The 22,893-nt window shown below is 33.9% G+C and carries 23 protein-coding genes and 1 pseudogene; 9 read left to right on the plus strand and 15 right to left on the minus strand.

Features of this window, described 5'->3' with window-relative positions; translation table 11 throughout:
- Positions 1 to 67 precede the first annotated feature (67 nt).
- Positions 68 to 700 (plus strand): hypothetical protein, encoded by a 633-nt coding sequence (locus tag ACFO3N_RS02775; RefSeq protein WP_379795130.1) that lies wholly within the window; start codon positions 68 to 70, stop codon positions 698 to 700.
- A gap of 4 nt (positions 701 to 704) precedes the next feature.
- Positions 705 to 2,537, plus strand: a complete 1,833-nt coding sequence (locus ACFO3N_RS02780; protein WP_379795131.1) for a hypothetical protein — start codon at positions 705 to 707, stop codon at positions 2,535 to 2,537.
- A gap of 46 nt (positions 2,538 to 2,583) precedes the next feature.
- On the opposite strand, the gene ACFO3N_RS02785 is transcribed toward ACFO3N_RS02780, so the two are convergent.
- The 12 genes and pseudogenes from ACFO3N_RS02785 to hemA all read right to left on the minus strand — a co-directional run bounded on the left by ACFO3N_RS02785 (position 2,584) and on the right by hemA (position 13,207).
- Positions 2,584 to 3,471 carry a fructose bisphosphate aldolase gene (locus ACFO3N_RS02785; protein ID WP_379795187.1) on the minus strand — a complete coding sequence of 296 codons (888 nt, stop codon included), beginning with the start codon at positions 3,469 to 3,471 and terminating at the stop codon, positions 2,584 to 2,586.
- Positions 3,472 to 3,561: 90 nt separating this feature from the next.
- A complete protein-coding gene (locus ACFO3N_RS02790) occupies positions 3,562 to 4,497 on the minus strand; it encodes a DUF4421 family protein (protein WP_379795132.1) in 936 nt (311 codons plus the stop codon).
- 91 nt (positions 4,498 to 4,588) lie between these two features.
- Entirely contained in the window at positions 4,589 to 5,047 is a 459-nt protein-coding gene (tnpA, locus tag ACFO3N_RS02795; protein WP_379795133.1) for an IS200/IS605 family transposase, read from the minus strand.
- Positions 5,048 to 5,875: 828 nt separating this feature from the next.
- Positions 5,876 to 6,778 (minus strand): oxygen-dependent coproporphyrinogen oxidase, encoded by a 903-nt coding sequence (gene hemF, locus ACFO3N_RS02800; RefSeq protein WP_379795134.1) that lies wholly within the window; start codon positions 6,776 to 6,778, stop codon positions 5,876 to 5,878.
- Positions 6,775 to 7,320 (minus strand): GNAT family N-acetyltransferase, encoded by a 546-nt coding sequence (locus ACFO3N_RS02805; RefSeq protein ID WP_379795135.1) that lies wholly within the window; start codon positions 7,318 to 7,320, stop codon positions 6,775 to 6,777. Before ACFO3N_RS02805 ends, hemF begins: the two co-directional genes overlap by 4 nt.
- Before the next feature lie 2 nt (positions 7,321 to 7,322).
- Positions 7,323 to 7,700, minus strand: a complete 378-nt coding sequence (locus ACFO3N_RS02810) for a hypothetical protein (RefSeq protein ID WP_379795136.1) — start codon at positions 7,698 to 7,700, stop codon at positions 7,323 to 7,325.
- A gap of 120 nt (positions 7,701 to 7,820) precedes the next feature.
- On the minus strand, positions 7,821 to 8,372 hold the full coding sequence (locus ACFO3N_RS02815; RefSeq protein WP_379795137.1) for a transposase: 552 nt from the start codon (positions 8,370 to 8,372) through the stop codon (positions 7,821 to 7,823).
- A gap of 191 nt (positions 8,373 to 8,563) precedes the next feature.
- Complete coding sequence (hemE, locus tag ACFO3N_RS02820) at positions 8,564 to 9,589, minus strand: uroporphyrinogen decarboxylase (RefSeq protein ID WP_111377708.1); 1,026 nt, start codon at positions 9,587 to 9,589, stop codon at positions 8,564 to 8,566.
- A 97-nt stretch (positions 9,590 to 9,686) separates the two neighbouring features.
- Positions 9,687 to 10,352 carry a uroporphyrinogen-III synthase gene (locus ACFO3N_RS02825; protein WP_095930217.1) on the minus strand — a complete coding sequence of 222 codons (666 nt, stop codon included), beginning with the start codon at positions 10,350 to 10,352 and terminating at the stop codon, positions 9,687 to 9,689.
- The gene (gene hemC, locus ACFO3N_RS02830) at positions 10,352 to 11,275 is read right to left on the minus strand and encodes a hydroxymethylbilane synthase (RefSeq protein ID WP_379795138.1); all 924 of its coding nucleotides are present in this window, start codon (positions 11,273 to 11,275) and stop codon (positions 10,352 to 10,354) included. Before hemC ends, ACFO3N_RS02825 begins: the two co-directional genes overlap by 1 nt.
- Before the next feature lie 94 nt (positions 11,276 to 11,369).
- Positions 11,370 to 11,774: pseudogene (locus tag ACFO3N_RS02835) on the minus strand (GxxExxY protein).
- 182 nt (positions 11,775 to 11,956) lie between these two features.
- Positions 11,957 to 13,207: a glutamyl-tRNA reductase gene (gene hemA, locus ACFO3N_RS02840; RefSeq protein WP_250834712.1), complete on the minus strand. Its 1,251-nt coding sequence runs from the start codon at positions 13,205 to 13,207 to the stop codon at positions 11,957 to 11,959.
- A gap of 227 nt (positions 13,208 to 13,434) precedes the next feature.
- Between hemA and ACFO3N_RS02845 the strand changes: the two genes are divergently transcribed.
- From ACFO3N_RS02845 to ACFO3N_RS02875, 7 genes are all read left to right on the plus strand, one after another.
- Entirely contained in the window at positions 13,435 to 14,310 is an 876-nt protein-coding gene (locus ACFO3N_RS02845; protein ID WP_095930219.1) for a helix-turn-helix domain-containing protein, read from the plus strand.
- Positions 14,311 to 14,378: 68 nt separating this feature from the next.
- Positions 14,379 to 14,852 (plus strand): hypothetical protein, encoded by a 474-nt coding sequence (locus ACFO3N_RS02850; RefSeq protein ID WP_379795139.1) that lies wholly within the window; start codon positions 14,379 to 14,381, stop codon positions 14,850 to 14,852.
- Between the two features lie 135 nt (positions 14,853 to 14,987).
- The gene (gene hemH / locus ACFO3N_RS02855; RefSeq protein ID WP_250834714.1) at positions 14,988 to 16,001 is read left to right on the plus strand and encodes a ferrochelatase; all 1,014 of its coding nucleotides are present in this window, start codon (positions 14,988 to 14,990) and stop codon (positions 15,999 to 16,001) included.
- A gap of 84 nt (positions 16,002 to 16,085) precedes the next feature.
- The gene (locus tag ACFO3N_RS02860; protein WP_379795140.1) at positions 16,086 to 16,634 is read left to right on the plus strand and encodes a CopD family protein; all 549 of its coding nucleotides are present in this window, start codon (positions 16,086 to 16,088) and stop codon (positions 16,632 to 16,634) included.
- 173 nt (positions 16,635 to 16,807) lie between these two features.
- Positions 16,808 to 18,223, plus strand: a complete 1,416-nt coding sequence (locus ACFO3N_RS02865) for a sensor histidine kinase (RefSeq protein WP_095930222.1) — start codon at positions 16,808 to 16,810, stop codon at positions 18,221 to 18,223.
- A gap of 11 nt (positions 18,224 to 18,234) precedes the next feature.
- The gene (locus ACFO3N_RS02870; protein WP_379795141.1) at positions 18,235 to 19,017 is read left to right on the plus strand and encodes an enoyl-CoA hydratase/isomerase family protein; all 783 of its coding nucleotides are present in this window, start codon (positions 18,235 to 18,237) and stop codon (positions 19,015 to 19,017) included.
- 168 nt (positions 19,018 to 19,185) lie between these two features.
- Complete coding sequence (locus ACFO3N_RS02875; protein ID WP_379795142.1) at positions 19,186 to 19,584, plus strand: hypothetical protein; 399 nt, start codon at positions 19,186 to 19,188, stop codon at positions 19,582 to 19,584.
- Positions 19,585 to 19,737: 153 nt separating this feature from the next.
- Here the strand turns inward: ACFO3N_RS02875 and ACFO3N_RS02880 are convergent, their stop codons facing one another.
- From ACFO3N_RS02880 to ACFO3N_RS02890, 3 genes are all read right to left on the minus strand, one after another.
- Positions 19,738 to 20,391 (minus strand): metal-dependent transcriptional regulator, encoded by a 654-nt coding sequence (locus ACFO3N_RS02880; protein ID WP_379795143.1) that lies wholly within the window; start codon positions 20,389 to 20,391, stop codon positions 19,738 to 19,740.
- 77 nt (positions 20,392 to 20,468) lie between these two features.
- Entirely contained in the window at positions 20,469 to 22,337 is a 1,869-nt protein-coding gene (locus ACFO3N_RS02885) for an Nramp family divalent metal transporter (protein ID WP_095930226.1), read from the minus strand.
- Positions 22,338 to 22,411: 74 nt separating this feature from the next.
- On the minus strand, positions 22,412 to 22,804 hold the full coding sequence (locus ACFO3N_RS02890) for a Fur family transcriptional regulator (protein WP_177211585.1): 393 nt from the start codon (positions 22,802 to 22,804) through the stop codon (positions 22,412 to 22,414).
- Positions 22,805 to 22,893 lie beyond the last annotated feature (89 nt).

The following is a 22,893-nucleotide window of genomic DNA, read 5'->3' on the forward strand; positions in this document are numbered from 1 at the left end:
AAATTTGAATTTTTTATTGTTTCAACCAAAGTATGGTTTTTCAGAATATTCCATCTAAATTTGTCTAATGAAGAAAATTCTCGCTTTATTTTGTTGTTTGCTCTTAACGAGTTGTTTTGAGATTACAGAAAGAATCAAACATCACGACGATCAAAGTGGTGAATATACTCTTATCATCGACTTTTCGCGATCATGGTTTAAAACTAAATCGGCTATTTGGTTGGAAGAAGTCGATGGCGTAAAAATTCCGAATGAACAAGAAATTACCGCAAAGCTCAGTGATTTTAAAGAAAAAGCTTTAAAGATTAACGGAATTTCCAGCGTTAGCACCAAAACAGATTTTCAGAATTACGTTTTCATTATCAAACTCAACTACGCCAATCTGAAAGCACTGAACGCCGTTGTAAATACAATTAACAATCAGCGCGATCAGATTCACTTTAGCGGAAGCGGCAAAACTTTCGAAAGAATTGCTTTGTATCCCGTTCCAGAAAAAGTCGTAAACGACCCAAAGAAAAAGAAAGATCTCGAAGAAGCTAGCATCATCGCCATTTATAGTTTCGATAAAGATATTCTGTCTGCAGACAATGCAAACAGCAAAATTTCCAAAAACAAAAAGACGGTTTTTTTAAAACAAAGTATGTACAGCGTTTTTAAAAAATCGACATTAATGAATAATACCATCCAATTAACGCCTTGATTTTATGAAGCATTTTTACACACTCATTTTTCTATTCGCCACGTATTTCTCTTTTGGACAGACCGTTCCAGAAAAATACGATTATTTTGTACAGTTTAACGGAAGTCAGCTTTCTAAAAAAGTCAGCATCAATGAGGTTTTAAATCATCCGATTTTAACCAAATACATCCGTAAAAAGCCTGATTTTGATCTTCGTAAATATGCTGCTATTATTAAATTGAATGAAAAAATTACCATTCACGGGAACTTCTTAGATTCTGTTCCGTTTTACCAAGTTACGATTCCGGTAAAAAGCAGAGAAGCTGTTAGAAAATATTTAATCGAAAAGCAGGGAGCAAACGGAACGAACAGTTCAATTGAAGATTTCGGAAAATACGAAGTTTATACACCAAACGGAGTAAAAAGATCGTTTGTCTGGAACGACAATTATTTGGTTGTTATTGAATTGACCAAACGACTTCCTTCTAAATTTTATGATGTTGCAGAAACTGCTGTAGCAACAGATTCTATAGCAATATCTGAACCTTATGAAGAGACTACTGTAATTGAAGCGCCAGTTTATCCGCCAACAATTCCTGTACCTCCAGCAAAAAGTACCGATCCAATAGTATTTGAAGAACCGGTAGAGAATGATTCTTTGTACGATGGAAATCCGTATGAAGAGTATACTGTTGAACAAGCAGAATTTGATAAAAAATTAGCTGAAAAGCAGCGAGAAATCATAAAAGCGTTATTCGAAAACGGATTTTCAGCTCCGACTTCTCCAAAAATCAATGTTGCTCCTGATATTTCTTCTTGGGTAAATTATGGCGGAATGATGTCTAGTTTGTATTCCATGTATAATTATCCGCTTTCATTATTTGGCGGTTATGATAAATATTTGCCAATGCAGAATAATTTTGGGAATTTTATAAAGGGCATCAATTTAGATTTTTATTTTGATAATGATAATGCCCGAATCGAAGAAGAGGTAGAATATTCTCCAGAGATTGCGAATGTTGTGAGTAAAATCAGCAATAGAAAGATCAATAAAAATATCTTTACTTATTTCCCTGCTCAGAAACCTTTGGGGTACATTTCGTATCATGCCAATACAAAAGCGGCGTTAGAAAACTTTCCGTCATTAATGACAGAATTATTTCAAAATCCGAAATTCGCCAAAGAAGATATTACACTTATAACAGATTTAATTTCGACCATTGTAGATGAAGAAGCTACAGCAAAGCTTTTTGATGGCGATTTAAGCGCGTTTTTATATGATGTGAAAGAAGTTGAGGTAATGAGCAAAAAATATGGCTACGATGAGAATTATGAAGAAAAAATAACGGAGGAGAAAGTGAAAAAAGAGATTCCGTTGTTTTCTGTAATTTTTACTTCTACACATCCAACATTTGGAGATAAATTATTGCAATTGGGTGTTCGCAAAAAAGTATTGGTTCAAAATGGAAATATCTACACGATTGCTGGAACTCAGGAATATGATAATATATTTATTCTGAAAGATAAAGACGTGGTAATTGTTGCCAATACAAAAGAGTATTTTGGTTCAGGAAACGGATCTTTTGCAAAAGACACCAAGAAAGATTTGAGCAAAAACTATATTTCTGGAAAACTGAATATTGCGCAAACAGTTAAAACATTTGGTAAAAACGCAAAAGACTCTGAATTGGATCGAATGACTAAAATTTCTTCGCAGTTTTCGGATATTGTTATAGAATCGCCTAAAAAGCTAATCGACAATAAATTGAAATTTGTTTTTAAGCTGAATTCTTTCAAATCTGATAAAAACATCATTCTACAGACTTTAGACATAGCCGAAGAAATGACTTCTAAATAATTGAAAAATAAAATCCCTGAAACTCTTCAGGGATTTTTTTATGATTTTATTGAATGGAAGCTTCGTAAATCTCTTTAATTGAATTTCCTAGTTGCGAATTAAATTCAGCGTCAGATTGCCCAGCGCTAAGCCCTTCTGATAAAGCTCTTGAAAAACTCGCAATCAGTCCATGATTTTCTGCTAGTTTCTGATTGGCATCTTCTCGAGAATATCCGCCAGAAAGCGCTACAACACGAACCACATGAGGATTAGTCATTAAATCGCTGTAAAAATTATTTATAGTCGGGATAGAAAGTTTCAGCATAACTTTCACGTCTTGGTCTAAAGAATTTAGGTGTTTTTGAATTTCATCTTTCAAAATCTGTTCTGATTTTTCTTTATCAGTACTGTAAATATCCACTTCAGGTTCAATTATCGGAACAAGTCCTTTCTTAAATATCTGCAGACCAACTTCAAATTGCTGTTTCACCACTTCCTGAATTCCTTTTGGATTTGCTTCTTTTATAACAGAACGCATTTTGGTTCCAAAAATCTTTCGCTCTACAGCGCGATCAAGCAATTCGTTTAAATTAGAAATCGGTTTCATTAACTGAACGCCATTGGAAAGATCGGCAAGACCTTTGTCTACTTTTAGAAATGGAATAATATGTTTTTTCTCCCAAAGATAATCTGCTGTCCATTGTCCGTCAATTTTTCGATCCATTGTGTTTTCAAACAAAATAGCACCCAAAATATATTGGCTGTCAAAAACGGGACTTTTAATAATTCTAGTTCTCATTTCATGTACAAGAGTGTACATTTCTTCATCATTTGTGTATTGACTCTCTTCAACGCCATATTGCGATAATGCCTTAGGTGTACTGCCGCCACTTTGATCTAATGCTGCAATAAAACCTTTTCCAGAATGCATGAGATTTAACTGTTCGCTGTTTATACCTTTCATAACAATGAATTTTAGTTTTTATAAATCTCTGTAATTTAAGCATTTTAATTGGGCTGTATGCTTATTTCGGGTTAAGATTTCTTACAAACCTATTTTTTTATTGACATTGTCGTAGACTTCTTTTACTTTTTTTGGAGGATCAAATCGGTAACCAACAGAAAGTTTTACCGTAGCAATATTGTCATTCAATCTTGGATCTACTTTTTCATCTTGCGCAAAACTTACGGTATTGAGACTGGCAAAACCAAAGAAACGGTCTTTGTTGTAGGCCAGTTTTAAATTGAAATCGGCTTGGTATAAAGCTGAGGTTTCTTTATCAATAACATTTAACCCACCACCCAAAGCAAGTCCTGCACCAATTAAAACGCGATCACTGATTACGAAATTATAAAAATAGGCGGGAGCCAAAGTGAATACATAAAGATCCCCAGGAGATGAATCGGGAGTATTTAAATCGAGATTGGTGTAGTAAAAAGAAAATGAAGGGATAAAACTTCCAGAGCTTTTGGTTTGCCATTCGTTTTGGCTCACCAATGTTTTAAAAGAGAATTTATCATTAAAAATGTAAGCTGTCGATCCGCCAATTTTTGTTGTTCGCATGTTTGGCAGCTGTGCAATGATATTATCATCGCTAATGTAAAATCCTTTTTGGTTGATAAAAGTAAAAGACTGCATCCATTTTTTATAGTAAAAACGGGTGTTGAAATTAAAGTTTTTGGAATGAGAATCACCCTTGTTCTGACTTAGAAATTTGGGAGCGAAACCAATCGTAATATCAACGATTTTATAATTTATAGTAAAACCGATCTGTTCTCTCCGATTTGGAATTAGATTCACATACGTTTGCGAATCCTGACCTGAAGCAATTTGAAAACTATTGGAAGTGTCTAAATAATAAACGCTGGCAGTGATTTTATCGTTATAAGATTTAAAATACGAATTGTGCAGGGAAACGTTTTGGGCAAAACATCCAAAAAAGCTGATAAAAAATGTGATGTAAATCAGTTTCAAGATCATGTGGTATTTAAGAAATGCTTCGGAGAAGCAAAATATTTATAGCAAGTATAATAATCAAATCAGATTTAAGCTCCAGAGGAGCGACATAAAATTAAACATCATCAAAAATATATTCATTTTTAAAATCAATATTGAATAATTTTAGAAACATGATATATTCTTCTTTAAACGTTTTAGTTCTATGATGTTCTTCTTGATTTTCAATGTACTTTATAACAGGTGTCAATTGTGAATGTCCGTATGAAAAAGCACCAAAACCTGTTTGCCATTCGAATTTTCCGTTTATCCATTTTTGCTCATTTATGAATTTGGATGAACTTGTTTTAATATCTCTTACCAAGTCTGATATCGAAACATTGGGTTTTATTCCAACTAAGATATGAATATGATCTGGCATTCCGTTAATTGCAATCAATTTTTGTTTCTGATTGGTAATAATTCCTGTAATGTATTTGTAAATTTCATCTTTGCATTTTTTGGAAATTAAGTTTTGTCTTCCTTTTACAGCAAAAACAATTTGAACGTACAATTGAGAATAGGTGTTTGCCATTTTAATTAAAATTATTAAACGTAAAGCTAATTAATAAATTTAACTTGTAAGATAAGTATTTCTTTTTTTGTATTGGGCAAATATGTCGCCCCTCTGGGGCTTTATGCAGAGGTAGGTCAATTGTTCTATAAATATTTGGCTTCTCCGAAGCCATTTTAGATTAAAAAAAAACAGCTTCGGAGAAGCTGAATATTTATAGCAAAAAATTATAGATAAGTTTCAAAAGCTCCAGTGGAGCGACATAGATATTTTTAGATGGTTTATTTGTTGTATATGGTTTCATTTATTTCGCCCCTCTGGGGCTTTATTTAGAGTTAGGTCAATTGTTCTATAAATATTCAGCTTCTCCGAAGCCATTTTAGATTAAAAAAAACAGCTTCGGAGAAGCTAAATATTTATAGCAAAAAAATATAGATAAGTTTCAAAAGCTCCAGCGGAGCGACATAGATATTTTTAGATGGTTTATTTGTTGTATATGGTTTCCTTTATTTCGCCCCTCTGGAGCTTTATTTAGAGTTAGGTCAATTGTTCTATAAATATTTGGCTTCTCCGAAGCCATTTTAGATTAAAAAAAACAGCTTCGGAGAAGCTGAATATTTATAGCAAAAAATTATAGATAAGTTTCAAAAGCTCCAGCGGAGCGACATAGATATTTTTTAGATGGTTTATTGTTATATATGGTTTCCTTTATTTCGCCCCCTCTGGGGCTTTGTGGAGAGGTAGATTAATTGTTCTATAAATATTTGGTTTCTCAGAAGCTATTTTAGATTTAAAAAAAAACAGCTTCGGAGAAGCTGAATATTTATAGCAAATAATTTAAAAAAATTTTTAAACCCATTCAATAGGGTTCTGCAATACATTAATCAATTTCTCTTCTTCACTTCCTGCTTCTGGATGATGATCATAAACCCATTGCACATGCGGAGGCAAACTCATTAAAATACTTTCAATTCTTCCGTTGGTTTTTAATCCGAATAAAGTTCCTTTATCGTGTACTAGATTAAACTCCACATAACGACCGCGACGGATTTCCTGCCAGTTTCTGTTTTCTGGAGTATATTCTAAATTCTTTCTTCTTTCTACAATTGGCACATAAGCTTCCAGAAAACTATTACCAACTTCAGTTACAAAATCGTACCAGTTTTCCATTGACATTTGCTCATTTGCTTTGCAATAATCAAAGAATAAACCGCCAAGTCCGCGGGCTTCATTACGATGTGCGTTCCAAAAATACGAATCGCATTGTTTTTTATATTTCGGATAAAACTCTGGATTGTGTTTATCGCAAGCCGATTTACAAGTTTGATGAAAGTGTTTTGCATCTTCTTCAAACAAATAATAAGGCGTTAAATCCTGTCCGCCGCCGAACCATTGTTCGATTACATTTCCGTTTTCATCATACATTTCGAAATATCGCCAATTGGCGTGCACGGTAGGAACCATCGGGTTTTTCGGGTGAATGACCAAGCTTAATCCGCAGGCAAAGAAATCGGCTTCGCCAACGCCAAACATTTTTTGCATCGTTTCAGGAAGTTTTCCATGAACGGCTGAAATGTTGACACCGCCTTTTTCAAAAACATTCCCGTTTTCTATAACACGCGTTCTTCCGCCTCCGCCTTCAGGACGTTTCCATAAGTCTTCACGGAATTTTGCAGTTCCTTCAACAGCTTCTAATCCAGCGCAAATCTGGTCTTGTAAGTTTTGTATGTATGCGTAAAATTTGTCTTTCATGGTTTAATGTATTCTGATTTAAGCAATCCGAAGTAAACAGTGTTTTGCAATTCGCCGTCACCATTTCGAAATTCGTCTCTTAAAATTCCTTCTTGTTTAAAATTATGTTTCAATGCGATACTCTGACTCGCCAGATTAACTTCTGATGTACAAATGAAAACTTTGTTCATCAGTAATTCGTTAAAGCAAAATTCCAAGGCATGTGATACCATTTTGGATGTGATCCCTTTTCCTTGAAAATCTTCGTCGATAAAATAACCCAATTCACATTTTGAAATGCGATAATCAATCGTTTTTACACACAAATAACCAATTAAATCATTTGTGTCAATTTCTCGGGCATAAAAATAATATCCTTCGCTGTTTTTTTCTTTGTCTTTACTAACCGATATAAAGTTTTCGGCATTTTCTGGTGAGTCCGAATTAGCCAGCGTAACAGGAAAAGTGTGTCCGATATGATTTCTATTCTTATCAATTAATTTATAGAATTCTTGGGGAAGAATATTTTCAATTCGGTCTATTTTCCAATCTGTAAAACTCATTTTTATTTGTCTTTTAGAGCAGTAATTTTAGTGTTAATTCCGAAAGAAAAAACCTTGCTTTCTTGTTGGATGTATTGATAAACGGCTAATGATTTTCCTGTAAAATTATAGTTTTCTGTTTTAGAAAATTCAATTAAAATATCAGCAAATTGTTCTAATTGATTCCAATCAAAATGAAGACGCATTAATAATGTGATTAAATCTTCGTTGGAATAATCGATTAAAGTTTCGATGTTTAATGCAAATTCTTTTAGCTGATTTTCGATATCCGCTATTTGCAAGTGACTCAGAGGATAAGGCACAAAAACAAGAGTTCGCAACGTTTTCAGAACATTGTCGATTCTTATTTTTTCTTCGTCTCGTAAACCTTTGTTGAGCATTTTTTTTAGTTTTCCTGCAAGGTTTCCAAAACCTTGTAGGTATTTCTTAATAGATATTAAATCTAGATTTTAAAAATATAAATATACAAGGTTTTGGAAACCTTGCACGACAGAACTGAATTATTCAAAAGTATAAGTTTCATTTAAAAACTCATTTTTTTGATTATGGCAAAAGATAAAATTTTCTAAATCTCCAAATAGACTTAAAACTTCATTTCGTTCTATTTTAGTTTCTTTATTTGATAAAAAGGCTTGATAAGATGAAAATTTAAAGCCGGTAAAATCTGAATCGAAATGATGCTTTGGATTTAAATGAACGTAAAGAATAAGTTGTTTTAGATAATTTTCATCTTTTAGTTTTATTCTTTTAAAATGTTTTTCAAATAAGCTTCCAGTTCTATTGGTTTGTTTATTGTATGCTTTCGCGTAAGAATTAAATAGATTTGAAAATGCTTGTGTCACTTCTTTTTCTTCAGAGTTTAGTCGAATAACTAAATGAAAGTGATTATTCATTAAACAATAAGCAAAGATGGATACTTTATTCTCCAAGTATTTTGCTAATTGCTTTAAGAAATAAAGTTTATTAGAGTCATTTTCAAAAATATTTGTTCCATTAATTCCTCGATTATAAATATGGTAGTAACCATCTTTTTCCAGAACTTCTAACTTCATTCTTTCTCATTCTCATTTCCTGCAAGGTTTTCAAAACCTTATAGGTGTTCTATCTTATTCAATTGGTTCTTAGTTTTATACCTACAAAGTTTTGAAAACCTTGCAGGTGTTTTTTTCTAAGTATGATTGTTGCTTAGTTATACCTACAAGGTTTTGAAAACCTTGCAGGAAGTCAACAGCAAACTGACCACTTAATTCCCGTATTCCTTCACAGCGTCAATAAACGCTTTGGCATGATCTACAGGGATATTTGGTAAAATTCCGTGACCTAAATTTACGATATATTTATCTTTTCCAAACTCATCGATCATTTCGTGAACCATTTTCTTGATAGTTGGAATTGGAGAAAGCAATCTTGACGGATCAAAATTTCCTTGTAAAGTAATGTTTCCACCAGACAAATAACGAGCATTTCTAGCCGAACAAGTCCAGTCAACTCCTAATGCAGAAGCTTTACTTTTACCCATTTCGCCAAGAGCAAACCAGCATCCTTTTCCGAAAACAATAACAGGAGTAATATCAGCTAGAGCGTCAACAATCTGGTTGATGTATTTCCATGAAAATTCCTGATAATCAACAGGAGAAAGCATTCCTCCCCAAGAATCAAAAATTTGAACGGCATTTACTCCCGACTTTACTTTTTCTTTTAAATATAAAATAGTCGTATCGGTAATTTTTTGCAATAAAGTATGTGCTGCAGCTGGGTTTGAGAAACAGAATCCTTTTGCAGTATCAAAACTTTTAGAACCTTTTCCTTCAACAGCGTAGCAGAAAATAGTCCAAGGCGAACCTGCGAAACCAATTAACGGAACTTCATCATTCAGCATTTCCTTAGTCAATTTCACAGCGTCAAAAACGTAGCCTAAAGTCTCATTTACATCTGGAACGTAAACTTTATGAACATCTGCCAAAGAACGAATCGGATTTGGAATTATTGGTCCCAAATTGTCTTTTAATTCTACATGAATTCCCATAGCACGTGGAACTACTAAAATATCCGAAAATAAAATCGCAGCATCGGGAGCGATTCTTCGGATAGGTTGAACTGTAATTTCAGCAGCTAATTCTGGAGTTTCACAACGCGTAAAAAAATCATATTTATCACGAAGTTCTCTAAATTCAGGTAAATATCTTCCTGCCTGACGCATCATCCATACCGGCGGACGTTGCACAGTTTCTCCTTTTAATGCTCTTAAAAATAGGTCGTTTTTTAACATTTTTTCTTGCTTTAGGCTTTAAGCTTTAGGCTTTAAGCTTGTTTTTAACTATGATTTTTTTGCTTACGGCTTACTGCCTAAAGCTTATTGCTTTAATTTATTTGTATTCGTGAATGACATCTTCGATCACATCTTCAATTGTGGGCTGATCTGCAATGATGATGTTTTTTGTGATTTTTGATAGCGCTTCTGCAGTAGTGTCTCCAATACAGAAACAGATTTGTTTATTTATGGTATTATGTTTCAAGTAACTTTTGACTCCAGAAGGACTAAAAAACAAAATCGCTTCAGGATTTGCTTTTATTTTCTGTGGCTGAAGTGTGGTTTCGTAAACCTGAATTTCATTGAATTTAATTCCGTTTTCTTTGAAAGCTTCAGGCAAAGTGTCTCTTCTAAGATTTCCGCTAAAAAAAGTGTAGCTTTCATTCGCATAAATCAAAGTGATAATTTCTGCTAAATCTGATGCATAGCCGGTATAAGCCACTACATTAAAACCATTATCGCTTAAAAGCGTTTTGGTCTTAAGACCCACGCAGTACACGTTTTTCTTTTTTAGTTCTTCGGATTTTGGGTCTGATAGAACACTGTGAACAGCATTCTGACTTGTAAAAATCAGGCTTTCGTTAATGTCTTTTAATTCGAAGGGTTTGTTTTCGGTTTTAATGAAATCGGCTTCTATTAATTCTACGCCATATTTCATCAACTCTTGTTTATGAAGAGGGGATAATATTTTAGTAGATAGTATTTGAACTGCGTTTGCCATTATTTCTTCAAAGATTCTTTAATTTTTTGCATTAATTCTGTTCCACCATTATTCAAAATCTCCTGAGCAGAGTTGAAACCTAATTTTTTCCATTCTGAAATATCAACCGTTTTGTTGATTTCTAGTTTTTGTTTTCCGTCAATAGAAAGTAAAACACCTTGAAAATGCAAAGTATCTTCATCTTCATTATATGTTACTAGAGCTCCAATTGGGGCAGTACATCCGCCTTCAAGCGTTCTCAAAAACTGACGTTCGATATAGGTACAAATTTCAGTTTCGATATCATTTAACTGCGAAAGGGCATCTAATGTATAATTGTCATTTTCCATTCCCACGACAAGCATTGCGCCTTGTGCTGGAGCAGGAATCATCCAATCTAAATTGATATAATTTTCAGGTTTTAAGTTGATGCGCTCTAAACCTGCAGCTGCAAAAACAGCTCCGTCCCAATCATTGTCCTGCAATTTCTGCATACGTGTATTCACATTTCCGCGTAAATCTACAACAGTATGATTTGGGTATTTATTGAACCATTGTGCTTGGCGACGCAAACTTCCTGTTGCAATAGTACTTGGATTTGTAAAATCAGGATTTCCTTTATGAACTAAAATATCCAGAACATTGGCTCTTGGTAAAACAGCACCTTGAACGATACCTTTTGGTAAAGCCGTTGGAACATCTTTCATAGAGTGTACAGCAATGTCAACATCGCCATTGATCATAGCAATGTCAAGCGTTTTGGTAAAAATTCCGGTAATCCCTAATTCGTAAAGAGGTTTATCCAGAATAATATCGCCTTGAGATTTAACCGCAACAATCGAGGTTTTATAGCCTAAGTCGTTTAGTTTTTTCTCGACAGTATGTGCTTGCCAAAGTGCTAATTCGCTATCGCGCGTTCCAATTCTGATTGTTTTTTCTGCCATTTTTTGTTTTTTACCATTAAGGGCATTAAGAGAATTAAGTCAATCTTTGTCAAGAAAATTAAGCTTGACTTTCTTAATATCTTAATGGTTAAATTTAATCTATTAATCTTGCAAAATGATCATTTACAAGAGGTTTCATTGATTTTGTTATGTTTGTTGTATTGAAATTTATCAATAGACCTTGAGGTCTTTCTAATAATTTCATGTATGTTAATAATTGGGCTTCGTGAATGGGCAATAAATTTTCTATAGCTTTTAATTCCACAACTACACAATCATTTACAAGTAAATCAATTCTTAAATCTGATTCAAATTCAAGATCATAATAATCAATTTTAACAACTAATTGTTGTTTTACATCGTATCCGTTTCGTTCTAATTCATATTTAAGGCACTTTTCATATATGCTTTCTAAAAGTCCAGGTCACAAAGCTTTGTGCACTTTTATAGCAAAACCTGTAATTTCATAAGCCAATTGCGTTACCTCTTTTTTTGTCATAGAACTTATTATTTACCTTTAAGATATTAAGTTAATTAAGCTTTGTGTTCAAGAATAGTTTGGCTTAATTCTCTTGACAAAGCTTGGACTTAATTTCCTTAATATCTTAATGGTTTAATATTTATTAAGTATTACTGCTCAAATCTTAACTTTCTTAATATCTTAATGGTTTAAATTAAAAACTAAGATGCTTTTATTTTGAAGACTTTCTCGATCCATTCGATGCTTTCATCAACCATGGTATCGTCGTCTTTTAAATGATTTGCGAAATGTGTAGTGATTTTTTGAATGATTCTGTTACTGATGATTTCAGCTTGCGCCTCATTAAAATCGGCAATTTTTTTACTTTGAAAATCTAGTTCCGAAGCTTTAATAGCGTTTAATTTCTCTTTTAAAGCATTAATTGTCGGAGCAAATTTTCGGCCTTTCATCCAAGTGACAAATTCTTCTTTGATTTCTTCGATGATGGCTTCAGCTGCCGGAATGTGTAATTTTCTGTTTTCCAAAGTTTCATCTGTCAATTGAGACAAATAATCCATGTGGATTAAAGTTACACCTTCTAATTCTTCTACGTTTTCATTTACGTTTTTCGGAATAGACAAATCCAGAATCAGCAAAGGTTTTTTAAGATTCAAAATCGCTTTGTCAACTGTTGGGTTTTGCGCGCCTGTTGCCACAACGACAACATCGGCTTTTTGAAGTTCTAAATGTAATTCAGAATAATCTTTAACAATAAGATTTAACTTTCCTGCTAATTTCTCTGCTTTGTCTTTAGTTCGGTTGATTAAAGTGATATGCTCGTTTTTGGTATGTTTTACTAAATTCTCGCACGTATTTCTTCCGATTTTACCAGTCCCAAAAAGTAAAATGTTTTTGTTGCTGATATCTTCAACATTCTTCAAAATATATTGTACAGATGCAAAAGAAACCGAAGTAGCACCAGAACTGATTTCTGTTTCAGTCTTGATTCTTTTGCTTGCCTGAATTACCGCATTGACCAATCTTTCCATAAAAGCATTGGCTAATCCCATTGATTTTGAATGTGTAAAACTGGTTTTTATTTGAGATATAATTTCAAAGTCGCCTAAGATCTGACTGTCTAAACCAGTTCCTACGCGAAACATATGATTAATTGCTTCTTGATTTTTGTAAACGAAACCAACTTTTTGAAAAGCATCAACAGAACCGTTGCTGTTGTCGCAGATCAGTTTTATTAATTGAAATGGGTGTTCGGCAAAACCGTAGATTTCGGTTCTGTTGCAAGTTGAAGTAACCAGTAAACTTTCTATTCCATCGTTTTTAGCTTGTTCCAGCAATCGCGTTTTCGCAACGGCGTCCAAACTAAATTGACCTCTAACCTCAGCATCAGCTTTTTTATAACTCAGACCAACTGAGTAAAAATAAAGGTGTTTCGGTACGTTATTGTTTTCCATAAATTCACTTTCATAAAAGTGCAACAAAATTATTACTATACCATCGATAAAAATAACGCTAAAAGTACTTTTTATGTCGCTGTATGTTTTTTTGAACCTAAATAGGTGTTTTTGAGTAAAAAGGACTACTTTTGTAGCAAAATCAACTCATTTGAAGTGATTAGTTTAGAGTCGTTCTAAATAACATTTTGAGTTTGTTTCGATTTTTGTTTCAAAAAAATATCGCTATGGGTTCTCAAGAAATTATAAAAATTGAAGACGACTTTACGCTGATCCGTTTTCAAAATGATGGTCTGGAGCCATTTTATGCACAGCATGAAATAATAGGTACTGGCCTGATACAGTTTCACTTCGGGATAAAAGGAAATGCAAAATTCTTGTTCAATCAAGGCAATTATGCTTTAGAATTGAAAGAAGAAAAATCATTGCTTTTATATAACCCGCAGAAAGAATTACCGCTAAATTTAGAATTGGCTCCAAACTCTTGGGCGATTTCGGTAATTGTATCGATTAAAAAATTTCACGCGTTGTTTTCTGCCGAAGCCGATTATATTACTTTTTTAAGCCCAGACAATAAGGACAAAAAGTATTATAACGAAGGAAATATCAGTCCGTCAATGGCGATTGTGCTGAGTCAGTTGTTTCATTATAACCTTCATCCATCTATAAAAAACCTTTATTATAAAGGAAAAGGATACGAATTATTGAGTTTGTACTTTAATAGAACCGAAGATCCAAACGCAGAACAATGTCCGTTTTTAATTGATGAAGATAATGTTTTGAAAATTAGAAAAGCTAAAGAAATTATTATCGCTAATATGGCCGAACCGCCAGGATTGCAAGAATTGGCAGACGAAATTGGTTTGAATTTGAAGAAACTTAAAATGGGTTTCAAACAAATTTACGGCGACACGGTATACGGTTTCCTTTTCGATTACAAAATGGATTTCGCGCGAAAACTTTTAGATAGCGGATCATATAATGTAAACGAAGTAGGGTTGAAAATCGGTTACAGTACAGGAAGTCACTTTATTGCGGCATTCAAGAAAAAGTTTGCCACAACTCCCAAAAAGTATTTAATGTCGATTAATGCGAATGTTTAATGGTTAAAAGATATTCTATAGTTTTATTTCTTTTCTTAATTCTGTCTTGTAAATCAAAAGAAGAAAGAATGTTTTTTGATTTTGATAAGATTGAATATTATTCATTGAATAAAAGTAAAGAAGAAGAAATGGGAAAGAACAATAGTAAAAGTATTGACAATGGTGTTTTAGATAAAATCTTTTTTGATGATTATCCAGACAAAATAAATAATGATCTCTTTTATAAAACTATTAATTCTGACGGTTTTACTAAGTTTACAATATCTCAAAAAGATGCTGAGTATTTAAAAAGCGATATTTTTTTGGAGAAATCTTCTTTAAAGATGTTAGAAAGTGTATATGCTTGTGCTCCTCAGTATAGAGATATTTTAGTTTTTAAAAAGAAAAATCAAATTTCAGGTATAGCTAAGATTTGTCTTTCCTGCCGTCAATTTTATCTTATTAGTTCTAAAAAAGAAATTGAAATAGAAAATTTTGGAACAGAGAAAGAGTTTAAATTGTTAGGAAAACTATTCGATACATATAAAAAAGATAAAAATTAAAGATGTTTTCAAATATCAATTTTATAAATAAGTACATAATTAAAAAGTAATAAATATCATATTTCGGTAAAGTATCATGAAATACTTTTGACGAAATTTAAAAAACAAATAAAAAGCTTAAAGCAAAAGAACATAATGAAAGGCGTATTATTAGTAAATCTTGGATCTCCAGAAAGTCCAACTCCAAAAGATGTTAAACCTTATTTAGATGAATTTTTAATGGATAAATACGTGATCGACGTTCCGTATTTATTGAGAGCATTATTAGTTCGAGGTATTATTTTAAGAAAAAGACCAGAAGAATCTGCGCATGCTTACGCAAAAATCTGGTGGGAAGAAGGTTCACCGTTAGTTGTTCTTTCAGAAAGAATGCAGAAAAAAGTACAACCTTTAGTAAATGTTCCAGTTTCTTTAGCAATGCGTTATGGAAGCATGACCATTGAAAAAGGACTTCAGGAATTAAGCGACAAAGGAGTTACAGATGTAATGCTTTTTCCATTATATCCGCAATATGCAATGGCTTCTACTTTGACTATTTTAGTAAAAGCAGAGGAAATTCGTAAGAAGAAATTCCCACACATGAAGTTTACAGATGTTCCGGCATTTTATAATAAACCGGATTACATCAAGAATTTAGCCGATTCAATCCAGAAACATTTAGTTGGTTTTGATTACGATCATTTATTGTTCTCTTACCACGGAATTCCAGAGCGTCATATTCGCAAAACGGATGTAACTAAATCACATTGTAAAATTGACGGTTCTTGTTGCAACACGCCTTCACCAGCGCACGAATTTTGTTATCGTCACCAATGTTACGAAACAACGAAACAAGTTGTAAAGTTATTGGGACTTCCTGAAGATAAATACAGCCTGACATTTCAATCGCGTTTAGCGGGAGATAAATGGTTAGAGCCTTATACCGATGTTGAAATTGATAACATGCCAGCAAAAGGAATCAAGAAATTGGCAGTTGTTACACCAGCTTTCGTTTCAGATTGTTTAGAAACCTTGGAAGAAATCGCCATGCGCGCCAAAGAAGATTTTGAAGCAAATGGAGGAGAAGAGTTCTTAGCAATCCCTTGTTTGAATGATGACGACGAATGGTGTCAGACGGTAAGTAACTGGATTAATGATTGGGCGAAATAATATTTAGTTTCAAGTTTCAGGTTTCAAGTTTTTCTCAAAGTTGATAACTTGAAACTTTAAACCTGAAACTTTAAACCGAAAATAATGGAATACTATAATTACTTAAAATCACTGCACCTTATTTTTGTGATCACTTGGTTTGCGGGTTTGTTTTATATTGTGCGTTTGTTTGTGTACCAAATTGAAGCCAATGAAAAACCTTCGCCAGAAAAAGAGATTTTACAGGCGCAATACAAAATAATGGCCTACCGTTTGTGGTATATTATTACATGGCCTTCGGCGGTTTTGGCGAGTATTTTTGCTTTTTGGATGTTGTTTTTTACAGATGCAGGAAGTGTTTGGATCAAAATGCCGTGGATGCACGTAAAATTATGTTTTGTTTTTCTTTTATATTTATATCACGGAAAATGTCATCAGATTTTTAAGCAGCTGCAAAACGATGAGGTAAAATATACCAATAATTTTATGCGTTTATGGAATGAAGGCGCAACGATTATTCTATTTGCGGTTGTCTTTTTAGTAGTTTTAAAAAGTGCGATCAACTGGATTTTCGGCGTAATCGGAATCATTTTATTTTCGGTTTTAATTATGCTGGGTTTCCGTTTTTATAAAAGAATTAGAGAGAGGAAATAGTGGTCAGTGGTCAGTTTTTAGTGATCAGTTTTTCGATCTTTGTCTCTAATTTTTGTAACACAGTTTAAAATCTTTAAAATAACTGAACACTAACAATCTGAACACTGAATACTAAAATTATGCTCAACATAAAAATGACAATGCTTTCACTTCGTACCAGGATTTTCCTGTCGATGATTGTATTGATTGTTGTGGCATCTTTTTTATTGGCTTCAATTTCGATTATTCAGTTTAAAACTGAGGCAAAAGAATACCATCAGGAACGTTTAGAACGAAAAGAAAATGCGGTAAAAGAACACATCAATTATGTTCTGGCGACTACAACTTATCCACTAAAAACTCAGAATTTAGATTTAATTTTTAAAGATAAAATCCACGAGTTAGCGCAAATTCATAAAATTGAAATCAATATTTATAGTTTGGATGGAAAACTTTTAAAGTCATCCAAAGAGTCTTTTGCTGTAGATAAAATTGCACCTCCAATTCCAGAATACATTCTTAAACTGGTTCGTTCTTCCATCGAAAAACGTTTTGTGGATATTAAAACTATCGACGGAGTCAAAAACCGCTCTTCATACAGTTTAATTAAAGACGAAAAATTCAAACCGCTCGGAATCCTGAATCTTCCTTATTTAGAAGATGATGGCTATTACGATAATGAGTTGAATACTTTCCTGATTCGTTTGAGTCAGGTGTATTCTTTTATGCTGATTGTTGCTTTTGCATTGGCGTATTTCCTTTCAACGTATATCACGAAATCATTAAAAACAATTTCTGAGAGACTAGAAGAGACTAATCTGGATCAGAAAAACGAAAAAATTGTTTTGGAAGCCAACAGCAAAGAGGTTAATTTCTTGATTAGAGCTTACAACGGAATGGTGGACAAATTGGAAACCAGTGCTATCAAACTAGCGCAAAGCGAACGTGAAGAAGCTTGGCGTGAAATGGCGAAACAGGTCGCGCACGAAATTAAAAATCCGCTTACGCCGATGCGTTTGACGGTTCAGAGTTTCCAAAGAAAATTTGACCCTGCTGCTCCAGATGTGAAACAGAAAATGAATGATTACTCCGAAACTTTAATTCAGCAGATTGATACCATGACGGCTGTGGCTTCGGCATTTTCGAACTTTGCTTCGATGCCGGCACAGCAAAATGAAACTTTAAATGTAGTTGAGGTTGTCGAATTGGCTTTGGATATTTTTAATGAAGACTATATTTCTTTTGAAAAAGAAGAAGAAGAAATCATTTCCAAAATGGATCGTACGCAATTGATTCGTGTGATTACCAACTTGGTTAAAAATGCCACTCAGGCTATTCCAGAAAGTCAATTTCAGAAATCGATAGTAGTTTCGGTAAAAAGGCGAAATAACGATGTTGAAATTGCCGTAAAAGACAACGGAATCGGTATTCAGAAACAAGATATCGGAAGAATTTTCGAACCAAAATTTACTACCAAAACTAGTGGTATGGGACTTGGACTAGGAATTATCAAAAACATTATCGAAAATTACAAAGGAACAATTACCTTTGAGTCAACTTACGGAAAAGGAACAACATTTACGGTTTCTCTCCCTATCACCAACTCATAAAATATAGCGTCATGGATTACGAAAATATCTTAATTTCAATTGTAGAAAAAGTTGCTACCATCACTATTAACAGACCAACTAAATTAAATGCTTTAAACAAAGCAACCATTAGTGATCTGAGTAATGCTATTCAATCATTATCTAAAAATGATGATGTTCGTGTTATTATTTTAACCGGAAGCGGAGAGAAAGCCTTTGTTGCTGGAGCAGATATTTCGGAATTTGCAAATTATACCACTGTTGAAGGCGCACAACTAGCTGCTGAAGGACAGGAGTCTTTATTTGATTTTATTGAAAACCTTAAAAAGCCAGTTATTGCAGCCGTTAATGGTTTTGCTCTTGGTGGCGGATTAGAATTGGCAATGGCATGTCATTTTAGAGTTGCTTCGGACAATGCAAAAATGGGACTTCCAGAAGTAACTTTAGGATTAATTCCTGGTTATGGTGGAACACAGCGTTTACCGCAATTAGTTGGAAAAGGACGTGCAATGGAAATGATTATGACCGCAGCTATGATTACTGCTGAACAAGCAAAAGATTACGGTTTAGTAAATCATGTTGTGCCTCAAGAAGAACTTCTGTCATTTACAAACGTAATCGCTCAGAAAATTATCAAAAATGCACCATTCGCAATTGGAAAAGCAATCAAAGCAATCAATGCCAACTTTAAAGACGGTAAAAATGGTTTTGATACTGAAATAAAATCATTTGGAGAATGTTTTGGAACCGAGGATTTTAAAGAAGGAACCACAGCATTCTTAGAAAAACGTAAAGCTGAATTTACAGGAAAATAAGTTATTTCACAAAGTTACACAAAGACTTCACAGAGATTCACAAAGGAAAAAATTATATAAATCTTTGTGTAACTTTGCGAAGTCTTTGTGCAACTTTGCGGTAAAACACTAGACAAAGTTTGAAAATTTAGAATCTTAGCATCTCAGAACCTTAGCAACTTAAAAAAAATGTACGAACCAATATTTGCCCTTTTTTGTGAACGAGTTAAAGAAAGCATCCAAAAAGGAACTTTCGCAAAACTGACTTTGGCCAAAACCATGGGCGATACCGAACTTAAAAATGTGTATTTCCGATTGGTTCTCAATGAAGATAATACATTCTCAATTTCGCTGACTTTTAGATATAAAACAGAAGAAATAGAAAGCATCCATACTTTAGATCAAGCCTTGCTGGTTTTAGGCTCACACATCAAAAATCCTTTTTTGACTGCATTGCTTTTTACAACTGATGATGATGTGACGTTTAAAGTAAATAAAAAGAACGCTGGAAGTATAATCGAACAAGCACCAACTTTTAAAAATGCTTCGCCAGTTATGCTGGAAATGATTGAAAAGGGGATTGTTTAATAATAACTAATTTGTCGGGCTGAGCGAAGTCGAAGCCTAAGTTTGCTGAATCACTTTGCGGGGCTTCGACTTCGCTCAGCCTGACAAAAACAATTATTACTACTCTTAGCGTATCTCTGTGAAACTTCTTCGTGAATCTCTGCGAAATAAGAATTAAACCAGCTTCACAAACAAATTAGAAGCAATTTTATTCGAAATAGACAATTCTCTATCATTCACTTTAATTCTCACCGATAAATCGAAAGACTCTTTAGAAAGCAATTCAATTTTTGATCCTAAAGCAATTCCTTGTTTATCCAGATACTTTAAAAACTCTGAGGAAGTATCTTTTACGCCAACACAAATTCCAGTTTGATTCTCTTCAAGCTCTGATAAAAGGTGTTTCTCGATTTTGATAATTCTTCCATTCGCGTCTGGAATTGGATCGCCGTGCGGATCTTCGGTTGGATTTCCAAGAAAATCATCCAGACGATTAATCAATTGCTCCGATTTGATGTGTTCCAACTGTTCTGCAATATCGTGGACTTCATCCCAGCTAAAGTTTAGTTTCTCCACCAAAAACACTTCCCAAAGACGATGTTTTCTCACAATCATTTTAGCGGCCAGTTTTCCGTTTTCAGTTAAAGAAACCCCTTGATATTTTTTATAATTTACTAAATCTTTCTCCGCCAACTTTTTAAGCATATCGGTTACAGAGGAAGCTTTCGTTTCCATAATTTCCGCAATAGCATTTGTGCTCACTTCAGTTTCTAAAGCCGCTGTCAAGTGATAGATCGATTTAAGGTAATTTTCTTCTGAAAAGGTCATTCTTTTTAAGGTTCAAAGGTTCAAAGGTTGAGAGTTACAAAGGCTTTGTTCCTTTGCAACTCTGAGCCTTTGCCCCTTTATTTAACAATCAACAAAGGTATTGAAATTTTATGTCTCAATTTATCTACTGTTGTGCCAAAAAGAATATCTTTCAATCCAGTGTGGCCGTGGGTTCCCATGACAAGAATGTCAAAATTTCCTTCGTTTATAATTTTCGGAATTACTTTGTTTGGTTTTCCAAAACCAAGTTCTGTTTTGATCTTGAATCCTTTGTCTGAAAGCATGTCCTTGTATTTGAGCAATAATTTCTCATCGATTGTGGTTTCATGGTCGTGTACATGAACGCCATACATTAAGGCTCCGACCGTTTCTACAATGTGAATGAGGGTATATTCTGTGTCAATGCCACCCAATTCAAAGGCTTTGTTCAAAGCAGCTTCATCGGCATGTGAGAAATCTACAGAAACTGCAATGTTTTTGATGCTTTGGCTTTCTCTTGGCGAAAACTTCAATTTAAGATTATGAGGCGAATGATTTATGTTTTTGTTTTTTGCTTTTGCAATAAAAGGATTGAAAATGATGTAGAGCAATAAACCTAAAAAACCGAATGCTAAAGGAACTACTGTAAACCAAAGAATCATCGGATGGTTTGAGTTTGCTAGCCAAGAAGTGATTTCGTCATAAACCAATTTGGCATTTAAAGAAACAATAATCGCAGCGATAATCCAAGATACGACTTGAGTAGTTCTCGAAATGTGAAAACCTTTCATTTTCGACTTATCACTCACAAAATGGATAAGCGGAATAATCGCAAAACCCAATTGCAAACTCAAAATGACCTGACTTAGAATCAGTAGTTTTCCTGTTACGCTTTCGCCATAAATCAAAATCACGATTACGGCAGGAATAATGGCAATTAAACGTGTAATGATTCTTCGTACCCAAGGCTGAATTCTAAAATGCAAATACCCTTCCATTACAATTTGTCCAGCAAGTGTTCCTGTTACAGTCGAACTTTGTCCGGCAGCAATTAGCGCAATAGCAAATAAAGCTGGTGCCCATTTTGTTCCCAGTAGTGGTTCTAAGAATTTGTGCGCGTCTTGAATTTCGGCCACTTCATACATTCCGTTTTTATGGAAAGTGGCTGCTGCCAGAATTAAAATAGCCGCATTTACAAAGAAAGCAAGATTTAAAGCTATAGTAGAATCTATAAAGTTATATTTTAAAGCTTGCTTGATTCCAGCAGGAGTTCGATCAAATTTTCTAGTTTGTACTAAAGACGAATGCAAGTACAAGTTGTGCGGCATTACGGTTGCACCGATAATCCCGATTGCAATATATAAAGCGGCTGAATTTGGAATGGAGGGAATTAGCCCTTGTAAAACTTTGCCCATTTCTGGCTCGGCAAAAATCATTTCGAAAATGAAAGAGAAGCCAATTATGGCAACCAAAGCAATAATGAAGGCTTCCATCTTGCGAATTCCTTTATTGATCAGGAAAAGCAGTAAGAAGGTGTCTAAAACGGTAATTAGAACGGCTTCAAGCAACGGAATTCCGAAAAGCAGATTAATTCCGATTGCCATTCCAAGAACTTCTGCCAGATCGCAGGCTGCAATTGCAATCTCAGCTAAGAAATATAAAATGTAATTGATGTATTTGGAATAGGTTTCTCGAGAAGCTTGTGCGAGGTCGCGCTGTGTTACAATTCCGAGGCGTGCACTTAAACTCTGTAAAAGCAATGCCATTAAATTGCTCATTAATAAAACCCAAACTAGAGTGTAACCAAATTGGCTTCCGCCGGCAATGTCAGTCGCCCAGTTTCCCGGATCCATGTAGCCAACGCTTACTAAATATGCAGGGCCTAAGAAGGCTAAAATTTTTCTAAAACCTTTTTTTTTGTTTTCTGTAGAAACCGATTCGTGGACTTCTTCTAAAGATTTGGTCATTGTAAAAGTATTGTTTTCACAAATATAGAGAAAAATTATATTCGCGAAACAATATTTTTAGACGAGTCTAAAAGTTAAATGTTAGAATTCAAACAATTCGGACATAATCCTGATAATGTAAAATTGATTTCGTTCACTTTATAATTGTGTGGCATAATGTAACTCGGCTTTACAGTCTCAAGGCAAGTAATCTCATGACAATTCTCGCAACTAAAGTGAGCATGGTTGTGAATGTGTACACGCTGATGCGAATGATTGCATTTGGCATACTTCACCGTTCCATCCAAATTCGAAATTTTATGAATTACATCTTCATTAATCAAACGGTCCAAAATTCTGTAAATGGTAACGCGATCGCACAAATCATTTAATTGTTTCTGAATTTCGGTATGAGAAAGAGCCGTTTTAGATTTCTCAAAAACCTCTAAAACAGCCGTCTTTGCTGCGGTATTACGTGTAGTCTTCATTTTTTACGAAATTAAAATTTAAACGCAACAATGTTGCAATTGATAAAATTGTATATATTTGCAACAAAATTGCATTAAGCAAAAGTACA

The organism is Flavobacterium chungangensis (assembly GCF_042654045.1).
Taxonomy (GTDB): domain Bacteria; phylum Bacteroidota; class Bacteroidia; order Flavobacteriales; family Flavobacteriaceae; genus Flavobacterium; species Flavobacterium chungangensis.

What these genes read in the sequence shown, in the direction of transcription:
- ACFO3N_RS02810 (WP_379795136.1), bottom strand. Translation starts at nt 7,700, where the DNA reads ATGCTCAACAAAGGTTTACGAGACGAAGAAAAAATAAGAATCGACAAT.
- ACFO3N_RS02815 (WP_379795137.1), bottom strand. Translation starts at nt 8,372, where the DNA reads ATGAAGTTAGAAGTTCTGGAAAAAGATGGTTACTACCATATTTATAAT.
- ACFO3N_RS02805 (WP_379795135.1), bottom strand. Translation starts at nt 7,320, where the DNA reads ATGAGTTTTACAGATTGGAAAATAGACCGAATTGAAAATATTCTTCCC.
- hemE (WP_111377708.1), bottom strand. Translation starts at nt 9,589, where the DNA reads ATGTTAAAAAACGACCTATTTTTAAGAGCATTAAAAGGAGAAACTGTG.
- ACFO3N_RS02870 (WP_379795141.1), top strand. Translation starts at nt 18,235, where the DNA reads ATGGATTACGAAAATATCTTAATTTCAATTGTAGAAAAAGTTGCTACC.
- hemA (WP_250834712.1), bottom strand. Translation starts at nt 13,207, where the DNA reads ATGGAAAACAATAACGTACCGAAACACCTTTATTTTTACTCAGTTGGT.
- ACFO3N_RS02850 (WP_379795139.1), top strand. Translation starts at nt 14,379, where the DNA reads ATGTTTTTTGATTTTGATAAGATTGAATATTATTCATTGAATAAAAGT.
- hemF (WP_379795134.1), bottom strand. Translation starts at nt 6,778, where the DNA reads ATGAAAGACAAATTTTACGCATACATACAAAACTTACAAGACCAGATT.
- ACFO3N_RS02865 (WP_095930222.1), top strand. Translation starts at nt 16,808, where the DNA reads ATGATTGTATTGATTGTTGTGGCATCTTTTTTATTGGCTTCAATTTCG.
- ACFO3N_RS02880 (WP_379795143.1), bottom strand. Translation starts at nt 20,391, where the DNA reads ATGACCTTTTCAGAAGAAAATTACCTTAAATCGATCTATCACTTGACA.
- ACFO3N_RS02890 (WP_177211585.1), bottom strand. Translation starts at nt 22,804, where the DNA reads ATGAAGACTACACGTAATACCGCAGCAAAGACGGCTGTTTTAGAGGTT.
- ACFO3N_RS02845 (WP_095930219.1), top strand. Translation starts at nt 13,435, where the DNA reads ATGGGTTCTCAAGAAATTATAAAAATTGAAGACGACTTTACGCTGATC.
- hemC (WP_379795138.1), bottom strand. Translation starts at nt 11,275, where the DNA reads ATGGCAGAAAAAACAATCAGAATTGGAACGCGCGATAGCGAATTAGCA.
- ACFO3N_RS02860 (WP_379795140.1), top strand. Translation starts at nt 16,086, where the DNA reads ATGGAATACTATAATTACTTAAAATCACTGCACCTTATTTTTGTGATC.
- ACFO3N_RS02790 (WP_379795132.1), bottom strand. Translation starts at nt 4,497, where the DNA reads ATGATCTTGAAACTGATTTACATCACATTTTTTATCAGCTTTTTTGGA.
- ACFO3N_RS02780 (WP_379795131.1), top strand. Translation starts at nt 705, where the DNA reads ATGAAGCATTTTTACACACTCATTTTTCTATTCGCCACGTATTTCTCT.
- ACFO3N_RS02885 (WP_095930226.1), bottom strand. Translation starts at nt 22,337, where the DNA reads ATGACCAAATCTTTAGAAGAAGTCCACGAATCGGTTTCTACAGAAAAC.
- hemH (WP_250834714.1), top strand. Translation starts at nt 14,988, where the DNA reads ATGAAAGGCGTATTATTAGTAAATCTTGGATCTCCAGAAAGTCCAACT.
- ACFO3N_RS02825 (WP_095930217.1), bottom strand. Translation starts at nt 10,352, where the DNA reads ATGGCAAACGCAGTTCAAATACTATCTACTAAAATATTATCCCCTCTT.
- tnpA (WP_379795133.1), bottom strand. Translation starts at nt 5,047, where the DNA reads ATGGCAAACACCTATTCTCAATTGTACGTTCAAATTGTTTTTGCTGTA.
- ACFO3N_RS02775 (WP_379795130.1), top strand. Translation starts at nt 68, where the DNA reads ATGAAGAAAATTCTCGCTTTATTTTGTTGTTTGCTCTTAACGAGTTGT.
- ACFO3N_RS02875 (WP_379795142.1), top strand. Translation starts at nt 19,186, where the DNA reads ATGTACGAACCAATATTTGCCCTTTTTTGTGAACGAGTTAAAGAAAGC.